This is a genomic window from Massilia phyllosphaerae, assembly GCF_034659755.1.
Classification (GTDB): domain Bacteria; phylum Pseudomonadota; class Gammaproteobacteria; order Burkholderiales; family Burkholderiaceae_D; genus Telluria; species Telluria phyllosphaerae.
On sequence record NZ_JAXSQX010000004.1, the window covers coordinates 49653 to 62817 of the forward strand.

Annotated in this window: 25 protein-coding genes; 5 read left to right on the forward strand and 20 right to left on the reverse strand. The window is 61.5% G+C overall.

Annotated elements, in window-relative coordinates; genetic code table 11:
- Positions 1-21 precede the first annotated feature (21 nt).
- From U1H99_RS16040 to U1H99_RS16050, 3 genes are all read right to left on the reverse strand, one after another.
- Positions 22-348 (reverse strand): HNH endonuclease, encoded by a 327-nt coding sequence (locus U1H99_RS16040; RefSeq protein WP_323142729.1) that lies wholly within the window; start codon positions 346-348, stop codon positions 22-24.
- Positions 348-770 (reverse strand): hypothetical protein, encoded by a 423-nt coding sequence (locus U1H99_RS16045; protein WP_323142730.1) that lies wholly within the window; start codon positions 768-770, stop codon positions 348-350. Before U1H99_RS16045 ends, U1H99_RS16040 begins: the two co-directional genes overlap by 1 nt.
- A gap of 166 nt (positions 771-936) precedes the next feature.
- Complete coding sequence (locus U1H99_RS16050) at positions 937-1230, reverse strand: hypothetical protein (protein WP_323142731.1); 294 nt, start codon at positions 1228-1230, stop codon at positions 937-939.
- Between the two features lie 259 nt (positions 1231-1489).
- Here U1H99_RS16050 and U1H99_RS16055 point away from each other — a divergent pair, with 259 nt between their 5' ends.
- Both U1H99_RS16055 and U1H99_RS16060 read left to right on the forward strand, forming a co-directional pair.
- A complete protein-coding gene (locus U1H99_RS16055; RefSeq protein ID WP_323142732.1) occupies positions 1490-1666 on the forward strand; it encodes a type II toxin-antitoxin system HicA family toxin in 177 nt (58 codons plus the stop codon).
- A gap of 101 nt (positions 1667-1767) precedes the next feature.
- On the forward strand, positions 1768-2184 hold the full coding sequence (locus U1H99_RS16060; protein WP_323142733.1) for a type II toxin-antitoxin system HicB family antitoxin: 417 nt from the start codon (positions 1768-1770) through the stop codon (positions 2182-2184).
- A 622-nt stretch (positions 2185-2806) separates the two neighbouring features.
- Here the strand turns inward: U1H99_RS16060 and U1H99_RS16065 are convergent.
- A complete protein-coding gene (locus U1H99_RS16065) occupies positions 2807-3193 on the reverse strand; it encodes a hypothetical protein (protein ID WP_323142734.1) in 387 nt (128 codons plus the stop codon).
- Positions 3193-3762, reverse strand: a complete 570-nt coding sequence (locus U1H99_RS16070) for a hypothetical protein (RefSeq protein WP_323142735.1) — start codon at positions 3760-3762, stop codon at positions 3193-3195. Before U1H99_RS16070 ends, U1H99_RS16065 begins: the two co-directional genes overlap by 1 nt.
- Positions 3763-4036: 274 nt before the next feature.
- Here U1H99_RS16070 and U1H99_RS16075 point away from each other — a divergent pair, with 274 nt between their 5' ends.
- Entirely contained in the window at positions 4037-4663 is a 627-nt protein-coding gene (locus U1H99_RS16075) for a PEP-CTERM sorting domain-containing protein (protein WP_323142736.1), read from the forward strand.
- Between the two features lie 175 nt (positions 4664-4838).
- Here the strand turns inward: U1H99_RS16075 and U1H99_RS16080 are convergent, their stop codons facing one another.
- The 10 genes from U1H99_RS16080 to U1H99_RS16125 all read right to left on the reverse strand — a co-directional run bounded on the left by U1H99_RS16080 (position 4839) and on the right by U1H99_RS16125 (position 9747).
- Positions 4839-5084, reverse strand: a complete 246-nt coding sequence (locus U1H99_RS16080) for a hypothetical protein (protein ID WP_323142737.1) — start codon at positions 5082-5084, stop codon at positions 4839-4841.
- A 139-nt stretch (positions 5085-5223) separates the two neighbouring features.
- A complete protein-coding gene (locus U1H99_RS16085) occupies positions 5224-5574 on the reverse strand; it encodes a PDDEXK family nuclease (protein ID WP_323142738.1) in 351 nt (116 codons plus the stop codon).
- On the reverse strand, positions 5571-5825 hold the full coding sequence (locus U1H99_RS16090) for a DUF7220 family protein (RefSeq protein WP_323142739.1): 255 nt from the start codon (positions 5823-5825) through the stop codon (positions 5571-5573). Before U1H99_RS16090 ends, U1H99_RS16085 begins: the two co-directional genes overlap by 4 nt.
- On the reverse strand, positions 5822-6199 hold the full coding sequence (locus U1H99_RS16095; RefSeq protein WP_323142740.1) for a dATP/dGTP diphosphohydrolase domain-containing protein: 378 nt from the start codon (positions 6197-6199) through the stop codon (positions 5822-5824). Before U1H99_RS16095 ends, U1H99_RS16090 begins: the two co-directional genes overlap by 4 nt.
- Positions 6135-6470 (reverse strand): hypothetical protein, encoded by a 336-nt coding sequence (locus tag U1H99_RS16100; protein ID WP_323142741.1) that lies wholly within the window; start codon positions 6468-6470, stop codon positions 6135-6137. Before U1H99_RS16100 ends, U1H99_RS16095 begins: the two co-directional genes overlap by 65 nt.
- Positions 6467-7174: a phage replication protein O gene (locus U1H99_RS16105; protein WP_323142742.1), complete on the reverse strand. Its 708-nt coding sequence runs from the start codon at positions 7172-7174 to the stop codon at positions 6467-6469. The genes U1H99_RS16100 and U1H99_RS16105 overlap by 4 nt, the downstream gene beginning before the upstream one ends.
- Complete coding sequence (locus U1H99_RS16110) at positions 7167-7892, reverse strand: phage antirepressor KilAC domain-containing protein (protein WP_323142743.1); 726 nt, start codon at positions 7890-7892, stop codon at positions 7167-7169. Before U1H99_RS16110 ends, U1H99_RS16105 begins: the two co-directional genes overlap by 8 nt.
- 12 nt (positions 7893-7904) lie before the next feature.
- Positions 7905-8501: a hypothetical protein gene (locus U1H99_RS16115; protein WP_323142744.1), complete on the reverse strand. Its 597-nt coding sequence runs from the start codon at positions 8499-8501 to the stop codon at positions 7905-7907.
- Entirely contained in the window at positions 8498-9223 is a 726-nt protein-coding gene (locus U1H99_RS16120; protein ID WP_323142745.1) for a DNA methyltransferase, read from the reverse strand. The genes U1H99_RS16115 and U1H99_RS16120 overlap by 4 nt, the downstream gene beginning before the upstream one ends.
- Positions 9220-9747, reverse strand: a complete 528-nt coding sequence (locus U1H99_RS16125; RefSeq protein WP_323142746.1) for a nuclease domain-containing protein — start codon at positions 9745-9747, stop codon at positions 9220-9222. Before U1H99_RS16125 ends, U1H99_RS16120 begins: the two co-directional genes overlap by 4 nt.
- Positions 9748-10189: 442 nt before the next feature.
- On the opposite strand from U1H99_RS16125, the gene U1H99_RS16130 reads away from it, so the two are divergent.
- Positions 10190-10477: a hypothetical protein gene (locus U1H99_RS16130; protein ID WP_323142747.1), complete on the forward strand. Its 288-nt coding sequence runs from the start codon at positions 10190-10192 to the stop codon at positions 10475-10477.
- A gap of 45 nt (positions 10478-10522) precedes the next feature.
- Complete coding sequence (locus U1H99_RS16135; protein ID WP_323142748.1) at positions 10523-10744, forward strand: hypothetical protein; 222 nt, start codon at positions 10523-10525, stop codon at positions 10742-10744.
- A 2-nt stretch (positions 10745-10746) separates the two neighbouring features.
- On the opposite strand, the gene U1H99_RS16140 is transcribed toward U1H99_RS16135, so the two are convergent.
- Genes U1H99_RS16140 through U1H99_RS16160 form a run of 5 tightly spaced genes read right to left on the reverse strand, consistent with a single transcriptional unit; the run spans position 10747 to position 13099 of the window.
- Entirely contained in the window at positions 10747-11166 is a 420-nt protein-coding gene (locus tag U1H99_RS16140; RefSeq protein WP_323142749.1) for a hypothetical protein, read from the reverse strand.
- Positions 11163-11636, reverse strand: a complete 474-nt coding sequence (locus U1H99_RS16145) for a hypothetical protein (protein ID WP_323142750.1) — start codon at positions 11634-11636, stop codon at positions 11163-11165. Before U1H99_RS16145 ends, U1H99_RS16140 begins: the two co-directional genes overlap by 4 nt.
- Positions 11633-12184: a hypothetical protein gene (locus U1H99_RS16150; RefSeq protein ID WP_323142751.1), complete on the reverse strand. Its 552-nt coding sequence runs from the start codon at positions 12182-12184 to the stop codon at positions 11633-11635. The genes U1H99_RS16145 and U1H99_RS16150 overlap by 4 nt, the downstream gene beginning before the upstream one ends.
- Positions 12181-12699: a hypothetical protein gene (locus U1H99_RS16155; protein WP_323142752.1), complete on the reverse strand. Its 519-nt coding sequence runs from the start codon at positions 12697-12699 to the stop codon at positions 12181-12183. Before U1H99_RS16155 ends, U1H99_RS16150 begins: the two co-directional genes overlap by 4 nt.
- A gap of 55 nt (positions 12700-12754) precedes the next feature.
- Entirely contained in the window at positions 12755-13099 is a 345-nt protein-coding gene (locus U1H99_RS16160; protein WP_323142753.1) for a hypothetical protein, read from the reverse strand.
- Positions 13100-13165: the final 66 nt, after the last annotated feature.

Genomic DNA, 13165 nt, shown 5'->3' on the forward strand with positions numbered 1-13165 from the left:
CTAGCCCCTACCCCGCTGGCACTACAGGCCGCGGCGCGCCCGATCGCGGGCCTCGCGCGCCGTTTTTGCGTCGTGGCAGGGCTGGCAGAGCAGCTCCTTGTTCGAGTCGTCGTCGCTGCCGTGATCCCACAGCGGCTTCTTGTGGTCGACCGCCACGCCGACGGACGTGCGGTGGCTGCGCAGGCATTCCTGGCACAGGCCGCAGTCACGCTCGCGTATGCGGTCCCGGTCCTTGACGCCACGCCAGCCGCGCACGCGCTCGACGGTATCAGGTCGCGTCGGCGTCAACACCGGCAAGCGACTGCCTGCAGCCTGCAGGCGCGGCTTAAGGGTTTGCAGCTTGGGCATCAGATCGGCGCGCCCATGTAGCGCGCAACGCCCTCGATGCTGGCGTCGCAAGGTGGCAGGTTAGCCGTGCGCTCCATGAACTCGCGGTGCGCCTGTTCGGTACGCGCGCGCTGCCAGGCATCAAAAGTCCATTGGGACAGGGCTTCACGCACCTGCCAGTGCTCGAACTCACGGCCGAACTCGACGTCGCGAATCAGGTGAGCCGGAACGCCGAAAGCGCGGGCCACTTCTTCTACAGTAAATTTCTGGAATGCCGCGAGATCCACGCTGGCGCCCATCTGAACATCGGCACCTTGGACGCAGCATGGTTGCGCCGACTGCGCAGCTACGTGCTTGCGGGTGTAGTGGATGGACCAAGCCGCAACGGCGAAACCGCCTGCACCGCACAGGACGCAAGCGAGAATGAGGGTGACTTGGAACATCGCGAACTCCAGTTGTTGATTCAGCCGCGGCGCATCCGATGCAAGCGCCGCACATAGCGGCGGCGATCGATCAGGGTCAGCACTAGGGCAAGTACGCCGATGAAGGCTAGGCCAGGTGCAACCAAGAGGCCGAGCGAGGCGCCCAATGCAACCCAGGTCAGGCCAGTCATGGTGCGCGGCCCGCTGCCGGCATCGGGTACTGCGCCGGCGTGCGCGGTGCGAACATCCGGGCCAGCATGCCGGGCGTGTAGCTGGGAACCTCGCGCGTCAGTTCGAGGAAGGTTCGGCCGCCGCGTCCATAACCCTTGGCCTGCAATGCAGACTGAGCCAGCTCACTATCGGCCAGGTGCTCGGCGATCTGGCGCAGGCGCTCAGGGTTGTCGACCTTGGCAGCATGGGCGTTCGGGCCCAGCACGGCGCGCAGGATCTCGGCGCGATAGATGTCGGCGATCTTGCTCATGCTGCCCGCCGCATGCGCTCGACCACGCCATCTTCCAGCAGCATCCGCATCACGACGCGCAACCAGGTCAGTTCGGATTCAACGCTCACGGCGTACCTCAAATAAAAAAACCGCCGGCGCATTGCTGCGACAGGCGGTGAAGTCCAAGAGACTCTTAGCGGAGGAGACTAAATATCTCAGAAATAATAAACAAAAACGCTTGCTTATATAAACTTTTTTGTTTATTATAACTACATCGACAACACAACAAGGAGGTGCGGTGAAGCAGAGTGAGTTTGTAAGGTGGTTGAAGCAGCAGGGAGCGACATTCAAGGAAGGTGGCAGCCACTTGAAAGTCTACCTAAACGGCGAACAAACCATCCTCCCAAGGCACCCGAGCAAGGAGTTGAAAATGCCCCTTGTCGAGGGAGTAAAAAAGAAACTGAAACTCAAGTGAGGCGAGCCCCGGAAGGGGCTTGCAGCACAGACTGAACCGCACCAGAAACACCAGTGGCCTAGCCACCTACTCACGTAGCCCGCAACACCATGAGGACAACTATGAAATATCCAGCAATCTTTACCCCTGCCGATGAAGGCGGGTTCGTTGTTACCTTCCGCGATATCCCGGAAGCGATCACCCAAGGTGACGATGAAGCCGAAGCCTTCGCGATGGCGGCCGACGCGCTTCTCACTGCGATGGACTTCTACTTCGAAGACCGACGGCCAGTCCCTGCGCCATCAGCACCCGAAGACGGCGAGCGGCTCATCGATCTGCCGCTCAGTGCGTCCGCAAAGGTCCTGCTGTTGAACGAGATGCTGACCCAGAAGGTCCGGCCGGCGGATCTGGCGCGCCTCATGGGCATCAAGCCTCAAGAGGTCAACCGCATCATCGACCTGGGCCACGCAACGAAGATCGACACGCTGGCGGGCGCCTTCAAGGCACTGGGCCGCGAGCTCGACATCATCGTGCGATAAGTTGCGGCGGAAGCGTCCAGGGCTTAGTTTCACGCAGACTCTGGACGGCAAAGGGTGCTCCCGCCACACCGCTAAAGATGGCCTCACTCGTAGCGCCCTAGCCCTCTCGTAAAGCTGGGCACCCTTGAGTGAATTGCTGACTATCTGTAGCGGTGTGGCCACTGGTTTGCCAATGAAGCAGTCGGTTACAGCGTCCGACGACGTTGCGCGCCTGGTAGCGCTCGCCTGTTCCGGCCGATGCCGGGTCGTGTTCCGTGTGCATGTGGCGCCGTCTTATGAGTGTCGCCGGGCGGGAACTCCGGCACTCATCGGGCAACTGAGATCCCGTGCGCGTTTCGTCGCGCTTCTACGTGATGACCAGCTTCAGGTGGGGCTACGCGCCGCCGATGCCTTCTTTCATACAGCCTCCGTAGTGGGTTGATGTTGAGAGCCAGCTCCCTCGAGTACCACGCGCCCCAGTTCTATCTGAAAAGTGGGCTGTAAACGACAAAGCCCACCAGGGCGGTGGGCTTATTTGCAGACGAGCGCCGGCTTTACTGCGGGCTGGATACTCGTCTGCCTCGGGTTATGGTGGCGCTTTCGCGCACATTACATTGGACCGAGGGAATTGGAAGACTGAAGTTTACGCCTGTTTTTTCGGCTGCGCAATACTGTTGAGTGCTGATCGCAATTTTTCCACGTCAGCCGGGTTCTCGTCGCGCCACTGCTGCCAGCTTTCGTCTTCGAGCTTCCATCGCATCCACTCGGGATGATCCGGTGACGGCTGCAGCTTCCGGCGGCGGCGATCCGCGCAGTGCTGACAAAGCTGGTGATGGTGTCGGTTTGAGTGCGTATGCTCGCTGCAGATGAACAGGCCGCAGCCATGCTCCCCGCCATAGACATCGTCGCCGCACACGTGGCCGAGACCACGATCGATCTCGGCAGTGCAGCCCGGGTGATCGCAATGCGCCAACACGCCATAGCCGATGTCACGCTCCCAGGTGCTGTCGTATCCGATGCTCCAGCCCATTATGCAGCCTCCTGCAACTTGGGTTCGGTCCTACGCATCTTGGCACCGGCACGCGCAGCGTGTGACTGATGCAGGCCTTCCAAGTCGCTGATCATGTCCTTGATGCGCTCGCGCAGGAGTCCACTACCTTCCACCGGCTCGCGGCCGGGCGTCTCGGTGCAGTGCGTGCAGCTGCGCCCGGCGTGGATCTTCGTGCCGTTGCAGACCGAGCACTCTCCGCCTAACCAGTGCGCCAGGGACTGCAGCGCGATCTTATTGCAGATGCCTTCGAGCGCGTGGATGTCCCACGGCTGAACTACCCGGATCCACTTGCGGTCTTTGCCCTTCTGGAACACCGCCTCCTTCCACACGCGCAGCAGGACGGCCAGACTGTGGCTGCCGGATGCGATCGCTTCGCGCGGCACACCGTCGATCTTGGCGCGCGCGAGCATGCTGCCGAAGATGCTGCCCGACCCGCCGGAGAGGTCCGCCAGCGCTGCCGCCGCCAGGGCTTCGGTCTGGTGATGCTTGTCGTCGTCCAGCAGGTTCGTGCTGTTCAGTGCATTCAGGTAGCGGTCTTCGAAAGGCATTTCTATCTCCTGTGGTATGGCTGAGTTCGAGCACAAAGAAGTTTACCACCCTCAACAAAATAAATTGCCTTGCGCGAAGTTTTCTAAATTGCAACGTGTGGTTTTTTGTGACGATTCAAATTGCGATCCTATAACGAAATATTGCCGTCGAATAACTTTACATTCATCCGTTGTCGATTCGTGATGAGGTGCTCAACTGATTGATTAATAAATAGAACATCTACATGGCATGGCAATTGCTTAATGTGGGGTCTTCCAATAATTAGGGTTTACCATGTTTAAGAAAGTTCTCGCTCTCGCCGCGACCGCGCTGTTTTCAATGAATGCATCGGCGGGTTATCTCAAGTACGAGCTCACGTCGCCTACCCAGTATTCGCCCTTCGGTAGCTACATGATCATCCGCGACCAAGACAAGTCCGTGGCGTATTACCACATTGCGGGTGGCGTAGCTCAGTTTTACACCCAGGATATCGGTGACAGCTGGCACCGCAATTCGCTTATCGAGACCACTACGAGCTTTACTGGATATGGCCCAACGAACCTATATGCCTATAGCTTTTTAAGTGAATCGAACGAGAGCCGGATGTGGCTAATGTTCAGCGCTGGCGATACCGCTGACACGTTCAATTACTCCATGCACGTCACCGACAAGCCGGCGTTCAATGCATATCGCCCTGAAACCTATCCTACGAGCGACCTGTATTATTCAGGCACAGCGAAGCAGGTTGAGATAACCGCAAACGAGCTGTCGTGGCTGGACGATCCACGGTATTACGTCCTGTCGAGAGATGTCCCGTACTACGATCCGACGCAAGTCCCAGAGCCAGGCAGCCTGGCCCTGCTGGCAATCGGTGCGCTCGGCGCAGTCGGCGTAGCGCGCCGTCGCAAGAAGTCTGCGTAATCTAGCAAGATCACCGCGCGCAGATCGGCGCGCGGCTTGCCGCCGGCTTAGGCCGCTTTTACTTCCAGGTCGAGCGGCACACCGATTTCAATGCGTACGCCGCCCGCCTTCGCGCCGTACTCGCGCGCCGGATCGCCAAGAAGCGCAGCGAATACAAGGCGGCGCCGATCTGGCACTACTTTCGCCGGTCGATGATTTCCCAAGCACTACCGCTCCACTTGATCCGCCCTTCCTGGCGCAGCGCCTGAAGCCGCCGCTCGATGATCCGCACTACTGGCGTTCGCCCGCGCCAAGGATCTCGCTTTCGATACGACTCTACGGCAATCCTTACGGCGTTACCCTCCTTGGTGAAGACAGCCATGGTATTTCGTCCGGACCAAATTTCCCCCATCAGTACCTTATCGAACTCTTCATAATCCATGCCGCCACCTTGTTTCTACAAATATAACTTATATTGTATTTGAAACAATAGTGTTGTGTCCAACGAATGATCTGTTTATTTTTTGCCTCTAAAATTTCCCAAGTTCATGCTGATGCCTCGTTGGCTCTATCAGGCCCTATCAGAACTCCTCAGTTGCCCATCCGCCACCGTCCTTCTTCGCCCTCGCCCGGATCGCCACGAAGCGCAGCGGGTACAGGTCCGCGGCGATCTTGATCTTGGCGCGTGCGTCGTCCTGCCAGTGGCCCTTGACCTCGTGCGCCTCGAGCGCGCCGTCGGCGAGCATCACTGCGAAGTCGGGCGTGTAGAACGTGTTGTCGGCCAGACGGAACTTCAGCCCTTCGAACTTGAACCACGCCACCTCCCCGGCGTACTGCCGCTGGGCCAGCGTGGCGGCGTAGGCGGCCTCCGTCTTGTTCATCTGACCGACCTTGAGCCGGCCCAGCGCCTGGAGCGCTCGTTGCTGCGTCACTGGCGCGCCTCCACAGATGCCGCGACCACGCTGGCCAGCCGGTGCAGCCTCGCGTTGAACCAGCGGCGGATCGTGTACGAGCGCACGACGCTGATGACTGTGTAGATGCAGCCCATCAGGAAGTTGGCGCCGGGTGTGATGTGGAACCCGAACAGTGGGAAGATCAGCAGATTGGCGCAGTAGTTGATCGAAAAGCCGATGATCGTATTGATGACTGCTTCAATCAGCGAGCCGATGCGAGTCTGCGTCATGGCTGCAGCTCCTTCACCGGCCGGTCGTCACCTTGCTGGAAAGTCTTCGAGTACAGCGTCAGCATGCGCAGGTTGCACATCGCATGCGCCAGGTGCGGCAGGCCGGATTCCGGGTCGCACTCCTCGCCGCGCTGCCAGGCCGCCATGTGGCGCATTGCGCAGGCGAATGGCACCGACCATGCCATGCCCTTGGTCCAGTTCCAGGCGGCGTACTTCTGCCGGCCGTACATCCAGACGCGCGCCTCGTCTTCGAGCGTGCCCATTGGGATCAGCGAGAAATCAGGCTTGCCGGCGTTGAAGCGGGCGCCGCTACCCTTCTCGGCGCTGTTGATGTCGCCGATGCCGCCGGCGGGTGCCTCGTTCGTGTCGTTCATGCCATCCTTTCGTTTCGGGTTGTGCTGCGTTGTTGTTTTGCTCTGCTCGTCGCTTTTCGACCCATGCGATCCGCTTCACCGTGCCGGCCCAGTCCTGCGCGAACCGCGCGCACTTCTTCATGCCCCAGGGGATAAACGGGTTTTTCAGCTTCGTGAACGGGTCGTTGTCGTATCCGTGGCACCGGCCGATGCCGACTGCCGCGTGTTGCGGGTAGTCCTTCATCTTGAAGTGCTTGCACAGAGCGCAGATGTCCGCGATCTGGTCGGTCATGCGGCCCTCGCCGGCAGAACGACTTTGCGCACCAGGTCTTTCAGAGCGCCGATCCCCTCGGGCTTCTGTGCGCGCCGATCCGGCTGGTCGACCAGCACCGGCACCGGCGGCGCGGCGGCCGGAAGTGGCGCGGCCGGGGGCGCGGCTGACACCTTCGGCTCGTTGCCCGGGTCGAGCATCGCCTCGATGCGCGCTTTGAATTGGCCCATGTACTCGCCCGACCGCGGCGCGATACCGAGTTCTCGCCCTTTTGCGAGGGTCGTCTCGTCGGTCGCCCACCAGTTGCCGGCCGACTTCTTCGGCTGAGCATCGGTCTCGCGCTGGATCCACAGGCCGTCCCAGTGCTCGCGCAGCTTTGCTGGGCAGCGGACGTTCGCGCGCCAGAAGCGGTGCGCCTGCGCCCACTGGAACAGCTCACAGATTTCGCTGCGCTTGCGGCCGTCGCGCTCGCGCATCAAGCGGACGTCTTCCGCCCATGCCTTGAAGTTCGGCTGTTTCGCCTTCGGCATGGTTTCGAGCAGGAGGTCGAACAGGCAGCGGGCGCACTTCTCGTCGTTCGGGTCGACCTCGCGGGCCACCTTGGCCACTTTTGTTTTCTTTTCTACCTTCGCTGCCAGATCGAGCAGCTCAAGCAGCGTGTCGGATGGGACAAGCACGGCCGGCGTGGTTTGCGCGGCCTGGCGCAGGGCTTCGTGGCTAAGCATGGGCGCCCTCCCCGCGTTGTTTCAGCTGCCACTTGGCCCACTCGCCTGCCACCCAGGTGACGCCCTTCGGCGTGAAGCGCGCGGCGTTGTAGGCGTGGCCACTGACCTGCGCGGTGCCGGTCTTGACGCAGAAGCGGCCGGCGTCGATGTGCGGCGCGTGCGGCGTCAGCTCGCCACCCAAGCGATACATGATCCGCTCCTCGATGAGGAACTCACGAAACTGGGCCTCGTTCGCGCCCAGCAGCTTGCAGACCTGGCGGAAGCCTTTCGTGCCCGTGGCGTCGGCGTAGCGCTCGACGAACTCGACGGCCGGCGCCGCGGCAGCCAGTCGCTCGGCCTGCGCCGTGATCACATCTTGCTGATCGGCCGCTAGGCGCAGTGCTTCGGCGAAGGTGCGAGGCAGGGCCGGTACCGGCGCCGCCGGCGCGCCGCGCTCCAACTCCTGCCAGCGATCGATGATTCGGGCACGCAGGTCCGCGCTGTATCCGGACACGACGACCATGGTGTCGCGGAACGACAGCAGAAACTCGCTGTAAGTCTGACCGTTCTGCGGATGATAGTACGGGGTCTCGTTCCCCGAAACGACACCCTCCCCGATCAGGCGACGTATAGTTTTCATAACGTTATCGTGCGAACTCTTCGTCAGCTCGGCGATCTCGCGGCTCGACATCGTGACGTCGGCGCCGCCGGTGGTTTGCAATGCCAGAATGCTTCCCATGTCGTTTCCTTTCTATATTTCCAATGCTGAGAACCAGGTCTGCGGCACGATGCGCGTCATCGCTGCAGTGAGCCCCGACCTGGCGCGGCCGATGTGGCGGGTGTAGCGCACGTCTTCCTTGCCACCGGCGAGTGCCTTCTCGACTGCCTTTTTGACGCGCTTGCGATACCGGCGGCCATGCTCGGCCCTGGGCCTAGGCTTAAACTCGCACTGCGCGTCCTCGCCGGCGCCCGCGTAGATCACCGGCATCCACGCGCCGGTGCCGCGCTTCCAGCGTCCAACGTGGCACAACGCAGGCTTCATGTGGCGAAGGCGGAACTTGACCTGTTCGAGCGTGAGCCCGGTTTCGCTAACGATGTCCGGAATAGTGGCCGGCAGCACTGCCAGAATCTTGTTGGCCAACTTGTCGCCGTAGTTCGGGTTGCAGACCCGGCAGTGCGCGCCCCCGCGCTGAATGGCCTGAGAATTTGCCTCGAAGGCCAACCCGCAGTCGCATACCAGGCGCCATACCGCGCAACCCTGCTTATTGCTTCCGAGGCGCTCGCTGGGTGTCAGGTTCGCGAATGGCGATGCTGGCGGCTTGGCCAGCTTCAGACCGAGGGATGTCATGCCACCTCCTGAAACAGTCCGACCTGCTCCGGCGCTGCCGGCTCGGGCGTGAACAACTGGCCCTGCGCCACCTCCTGCTTGAGCCGAGTGCAGGCCACGTCGAACCAGCGGCGCTCAATGTCGATGCCGATATACCGGTACCCGCCGCGCAGCGCTGCAATGCCGAGGGAGGCGCTGCCCATGTACGGATCGAAGATGACGGCGCCGCGCGGCAGCTTGCACTGTTCGATGGCCCAAGCGAGCATCGCGACGGGCTTTTGCGCCGGATGCAGCCGGATCGCGCCGCGGGACACGTTCTCCTCGCCGCTGCGCACCATGCCTCGCCACTTCTGGGAAAACAGCCGGGCCGGCCCCTTGAGGTTCGTCCAGGCCATCTCGCAGTCGGCGCAGCTGTCCGACGTGCCGCCATCGCGCTTATCCCAGACCAGCCAGCACGAAGCGTCCGGCAGGCGGCTGCCGAAGTGGTTGCCCCCGAACAGAACGACTTTTTCGAAGGCCAGCCAGGGTGCCGGGTCGAAGTCGCGGTCGTCGCCGACGATATCGAACCCGTAGTTCGTGCCCTCGTTCCACCGATTGCGGCCGGTACCGCTGATCTTGCCCAGGTTGATGCCGTATGGCGGATCCGCGATGACCGCATCGATGTGGCCGAGGGTCGGCAGGATCTTCAAGCAGTCGCCGTGGTACAGAGTGGCGTTGCCGATGTCCGCTTTTGCCAGGATCATGCAGCCTCCTTTTCGTTGTCTTGCTCGGGCATCAGGCCCAGGGCGCGAAGCTTTTCCTGACTCTCTGCCCGCGCCGCGTCGAAGCGCGCGTCAACCACCTCGCGCGCCACGCGGCCGGCATACCCGCCATCCAGCCATGCATGGCAGTCCGAGCAGCCGTAGCAGCCGTGATGGTCCGGCGCCTTCAGGCCCATGCCCTTCCCGTCTTCGAGGCGGTTTGAGTGGCACCAGGCCGTGGTCTCCGGGTTGCGGTTGCAGATGCCCGGAAAGCGCAGCGTGCAGTCCTGGCCGCGCGCTGAGGCGCGGATTGGCGTCATCTTCGGGCGGCTCGATTTCATCGGCTTGCGAGGCTTCGCCGGCTTAGCTTCGCGATCGCGCGCCTTGGCCTGAACTGCGGCGACGCGCAGCAGGCTGGCGCCGGCGGCCGGTGTCTTGGTGCCGGCGCGCGAGAATCCACTGCCGCGCGACATCGCCTTCTTGCGCTGCAAGGGCTTGCCATTTTTGAGTGGTGAGCGGCGCATCATGTTAATATGATGATCAAATGACCATCAAAACAACTATGTTGCCGCTGTCCGTATACGAATACGGGGGGCACAGTGTTGTCCTTAGGATGGCGCAGCTGTCCGACACCCAGTTCAACTGCGCTTTTACGATTTACTTCGGGAGAAATGTAGCCTTCCTTCGCACTCCCGAAGTTGCGCACCGAGAACCCAACGACACTACCGAACTGTTCGCCTCGACCCTTGCCGCTCAGGCCAACGCAGTCAAACGCGCAAACGCCTGGATAGATGCCCATCCAAATGTGTAGCCTATCGATTAATGGAAAGTTAGCTTGGACTGGCCAGGCCATTGACAGAAGAATGCTTCTGCTAGAGGCAGCGCGGAGTCCGTGACGCCTCATCTTCAGGCGGCGCACAATTGATGTCCGATGTTTAAGAGATAAACTACGCATCATGCTACGATCCCATGTTGAATCTCATGGGAGGCGACATGCAACGAATGGGCGACTACCAGTACAAGGGCTTCACCATCGCCGTGATGGTCTGGCCCTCGATCAATGACCGATTCCAAGGCGCTTTTTCGATCCGCCGTACCATAGCCCGTCTCCACGTGGTCTCTTCGATCCCTGTCGATCGATTCGCGCTTCTTTACCGAGAAGGTCGCGAACTCGGCACAAGCTGCGAAACCGATCAGGATGCACGCATGGATGCGGTTAAGCGAGCTCAAACCTGGATCAAGACGCAGGCCGGATAAGCACGTCCTCATAAGCAAGCTGCCCTTTCCGCCCTGGAGGTAAGAATGGACTTTGTCACCGAACTTTATCGGGAGTACGTGTTGTTCGTTCATGCCCACAAGTCGACACTTGTTCCCGGCCGATACCTGGCTAGCTTTATCGCATCCAAGGACGGCGTGAATGTGGCCGATGTCACAGTGGATGCTGACTTCGCCGATGCCGCAGGCGCCAAAGCGACCACCATGCAAACTGCGAGAGAATGCGTCGATGAACTTATTGCCGACTGACTTCATGGTTCGCTCCTTTTGATGGTCACGATCTTGACTGTCTCGCGCACCGACCAGGCCGGCACGTCCGCACGCGTGCCGCGGCTGTTCGGGATGTAGCGCTTGCTCAGGCCCTGGCTGCGGAAGATGTCTGGGCGGTACTGCGGAGGCGTGATCTGGCCGGCGTACTTCTCCTTCGGCGCCAGGCCGGCGAAGTGCTCGCGCACCGACTCGGTGACGTCGATCGTGCCGGCCGGGGTTTCGTGCAGCCAGCCGGCCTGAATTGCGGCAGTGATCTTGGCTTGCTGGGTACCGTGGGCGCCGAAGTCGACGGCGACCAGCAGCTGCTCGACCGTCTTCGGCCCCTGGTTGATGATCAGCTCACAGGCCTTGTAGGCGGCGCCGCGACTGGATGGAAATGCGGTTGCGATCATGGCGGTCATGATGCGTATGCCTCCTTTTTGGCCGGCCCGGTGCCGAACAGCACTGTGTCCATCCAATGCCGGAACGGTCCAACTCGGCTGATGCGAACTGCGTAGTGCTCGTCATCGCTCAGGATGTGGAAGTGCCGACGCGGGTCGCGCGCAGCGATGTCCATGGTCGAGGGGCGCATTTGCAGCACACCAGGCGCATCGCCCAGCGTGTCCATGTAAGCAGTCGCCTCGACTGCGCTGACCGCGAGGCGATAGACCGGATCGCCCGGGCTGTACGTCGTCGGGTCGATCCAGCGGTCGACCGTGATGATGTGGCGCAGGTCCTTGATGTAGGGGCGGATGCCCGACAGGCTTAGCTGCAGCAGGTCAGCCATGTCGCCGCGCGTCATCTCGCCGTTGAGGAAGGCGCCGACCAGGATGCGCAGGCGTGCCAGGCGGGCAGCGGTGTGGCTGTTGGGAGTGGAGTGGCAGCGGATCATGCTTCACTCCCGGCCGGCTCGAGTTTGAACGCCCAAGGCTTGACTTCGAACGTCGGCACTACAATGCCATCGACCACGGGCTCGAGGATGATCGACGTGTCGCTGACCCTCGGACCTTCGAAGAACAGTACCGAAGTGCCGCGCGCGAAATAGATCGAATGCACTTCGTCAGCGCGCATCGAATATTCCTGCTCCTCCACATAAACACTTTCGTGCATTGCCCATTGACCCTGCTCACCAGCAACGCGCTCGTACTGACCTGGCGCACCGCCGTAAGTCAGCGTCGATTCCTGGAACCGATCGCCGCGCGTACCCTTGACCCAGAGGATGTTGCGCACGCGGCCCGACAAGACCATGCAGTGAAAGTCGAAGCGATGCGAGTGGGGAATGATCGGCTCTTGATGGTCTCGGGACGACATCAGCAGGCGAACCAGGCCCTTCTCGCCAGGCGTGCCGATCAGCCAGCTGGTGATACCTGGGATGCCGCCGTAGTTGTGGATCGGCGAGTGCATCATCGCGCTAAGCACATGCATACAGAGGTTGCTCATTGCGCACCGCCGATTACGGCGCGTGCCGCCACATCCAGGTCCAGGTCGGTGATGCTGTAGCGGCGGATGTTCTCGACGCCGAGGAAGTCAGGCGGGCAGCACAGCGCAATCCAGCCACGCAGCGCAGCTTCAAGGATCTGCTTCTGCTTTTCGGTCACGCCCGGGTATCCGTCAGCACCCTCACCGGCCAGCTTCGTCGAGCGCTGGCTCATGATCAAGATAATGTCCTGGGCATCAATCACGTCAGCCAGCGTGACCGCGCGCTTCGTGCCGACATAGACAATGTCGCCGGCGCGCAGCCAATCGTTGGCGATCACCAGGTTGGACAGGCTCTCGGCCTCGAAGCGCTCCGGGCTGGTCGACCAGCACTCGGTCGACGCCTGCGATTCAGCCCGGGCTGCGGCGACGCCGGCAACAGCCGCGGTCAGGTGAGCTGCGCGCGCGGCGAACTCAGGCGCGAGCGAAGCTTGATCTTCACCAGCCTGCGCTGCCGGATTTAAGTTTTCTGCTAACATGCGATCTCCAATGCGTTGTACTTGTTTCAGGAAGCCCGGTTGCCGCCGGGCTTTTTCATTGCTGCGGTACTGCCATTTCTGCCTTCAGTTGCTCCCAGCGTGCGTGGCTCATCACGCCCGGCGGGGTCAGGCCCATTTCACCGACGCATCCCGGCTCGACCTCGGCTACCGGCGCCGCCTTCAGCGACCACTTGCCACTGGTTTTCTTCGCGCCGACCTTGCGCAGCAGCGGCGTCACCGCGGAGCCGAAGCCGGAGCCGTTCCACATGCACCAGGCTTCGCCAATGCGCTCCGCGATCTGGATCGGGCCAAGCGGCTCACTGGCGGCGCGCAACACTTCGCGCACGCGCTCCTTGCGCGCTTCCTCGGTCATCGCCACCGGCTTACTTTCTTGATTCACATGCCCTCCTTTCATGACGGCGCGCAGATCCAAGGACCGGCGCCGGGTTATCGTGGTATTGGTGGG

Excerpts from the sequence above, each read along its gene's own strand:
- U1H99_RS16060 (WP_323142733.1), top strand. The coding sequence starts at position 1,768 with ATGAAATATCCAGCAATCTTTACCCCTGCCGATGAAGGCGGGTTCGTT.
- U1H99_RS16105 (WP_323142742.1), bottom strand. The coding sequence starts at position 7,174 with ATGCTTAGCCACGAAGCCCTGCGCCAGGCCGCGCAAACCACGCCGGCC.
- U1H99_RS16045 (WP_323142730.1), bottom strand. The coding sequence starts at position 770 with ATGTTCCAAGTCACCCTCATTCTCGCTTGCGTCCTGTGCGGTGCAGGC.
- U1H99_RS16080 (WP_323142737.1), bottom strand. The coding sequence starts at position 5,084 with ATGGATTATGAAGAGTTCGATAAGGTACTGATGGGGGAAATTTGGTCC.
- U1H99_RS16065 (WP_323142734.1), bottom strand. The coding sequence starts at position 3,193 with ATGGGCTGGAGCATCGGATACGACAGCACCTGGGAGCGTGACATCGGC.
- U1H99_RS16120 (WP_323142745.1), bottom strand. The coding sequence starts at position 9,223 with ATGATCCTGGCAAAAGCGGACATCGGCAACGCCACTCTGTACCACGGC.
- U1H99_RS16155 (WP_323142752.1), bottom strand. The coding sequence starts at position 12,699 with ATGTTAGCAGAAAACTTAAATCCGGCAGCGCAGGCTGGTGAAGATCAA.
- U1H99_RS16040 (WP_323142729.1), bottom strand. The coding sequence starts at position 348 with ATGCCCAAGCTGCAAACCCTTAAGCCGCGCCTGCAGGCTGCAGGCAGT.
- U1H99_RS16125 (WP_323142746.1), bottom strand. The coding sequence starts at position 9,747 with ATGATGCGCCGCTCACCACTCAAAAATGGCAAGCCCTTGCAGCGCAAG.
- U1H99_RS16135 (WP_323142748.1), top strand. The coding sequence starts at position 10,523 with ATGGACTTTGTCACCGAACTTTATCGGGAGTACGTGTTGTTCGTTCAT.
- U1H99_RS16140 (WP_323142749.1), bottom strand. The coding sequence starts at position 11,166 with ATGACCGCCATGATCGCAACCGCATTTCCATCCAGTCGCGGCGCCGCC.
- U1H99_RS16130 (WP_323142747.1), top strand. The coding sequence starts at position 10,190 with ATGTTGAATCTCATGGGAGGCGACATGCAACGAATGGGCGACTACCAG.
- U1H99_RS16090 (WP_323142739.1), bottom strand. The coding sequence starts at position 5,825 with ATGACGCAGACTCGCATCGGCTCGCTGATTGAAGCAGTCATCAATACG.
- U1H99_RS16115 (WP_323142744.1), bottom strand. The coding sequence starts at position 8,501 with ATGACATCCCTCGGTCTGAAGCTGGCCAAGCCGCCAGCATCGCCATTC.
- U1H99_RS16095 (WP_323142740.1), bottom strand. The coding sequence starts at position 6,199 with ATGAACGACACGAACGAGGCACCCGCCGGCGGCATCGGCGACATCAAC.
- U1H99_RS16145 (WP_323142750.1), bottom strand. The coding sequence starts at position 11,636 with ATGATCCGCTGCCACTCCACTCCCAACAGCCACACCGCTGCCCGCCTG.
- U1H99_RS16070 (WP_323142735.1), bottom strand. The coding sequence starts at position 3,762 with ATGCCTTTCGAAGACCGCTACCTGAATGCACTGAACAGCACGAACCTG.
- U1H99_RS16050 (WP_323142731.1), bottom strand. The coding sequence starts at position 1,230 with ATGAGCAAGATCGCCGACATCTATCGCGCCGAGATCCTGCGCGCCGTG.
- U1H99_RS16100 (WP_323142741.1), bottom strand. The coding sequence starts at position 6,470 with ATGACCGACCAGATCGCGGACATCTGCGCTCTGTGCAAGCACTTCAAG.
- U1H99_RS16075 (WP_323142736.1), top strand. The coding sequence starts at position 4,037 with ATGTTTAAGAAAGTTCTCGCTCTCGCCGCGACCGCGCTGTTTTCAATG.
- U1H99_RS16150 (WP_323142751.1), bottom strand. The coding sequence starts at position 12,184 with ATGAGCAACCTCTGTATGCATGTGCTTAGCGCGATGATGCACTCGCCG.
- U1H99_RS16110 (WP_323142743.1), bottom strand. The coding sequence starts at position 7,892 with ATGGGAAGCATTCTGGCATTGCAAACCACCGGCGGCGCCGACGTCACG.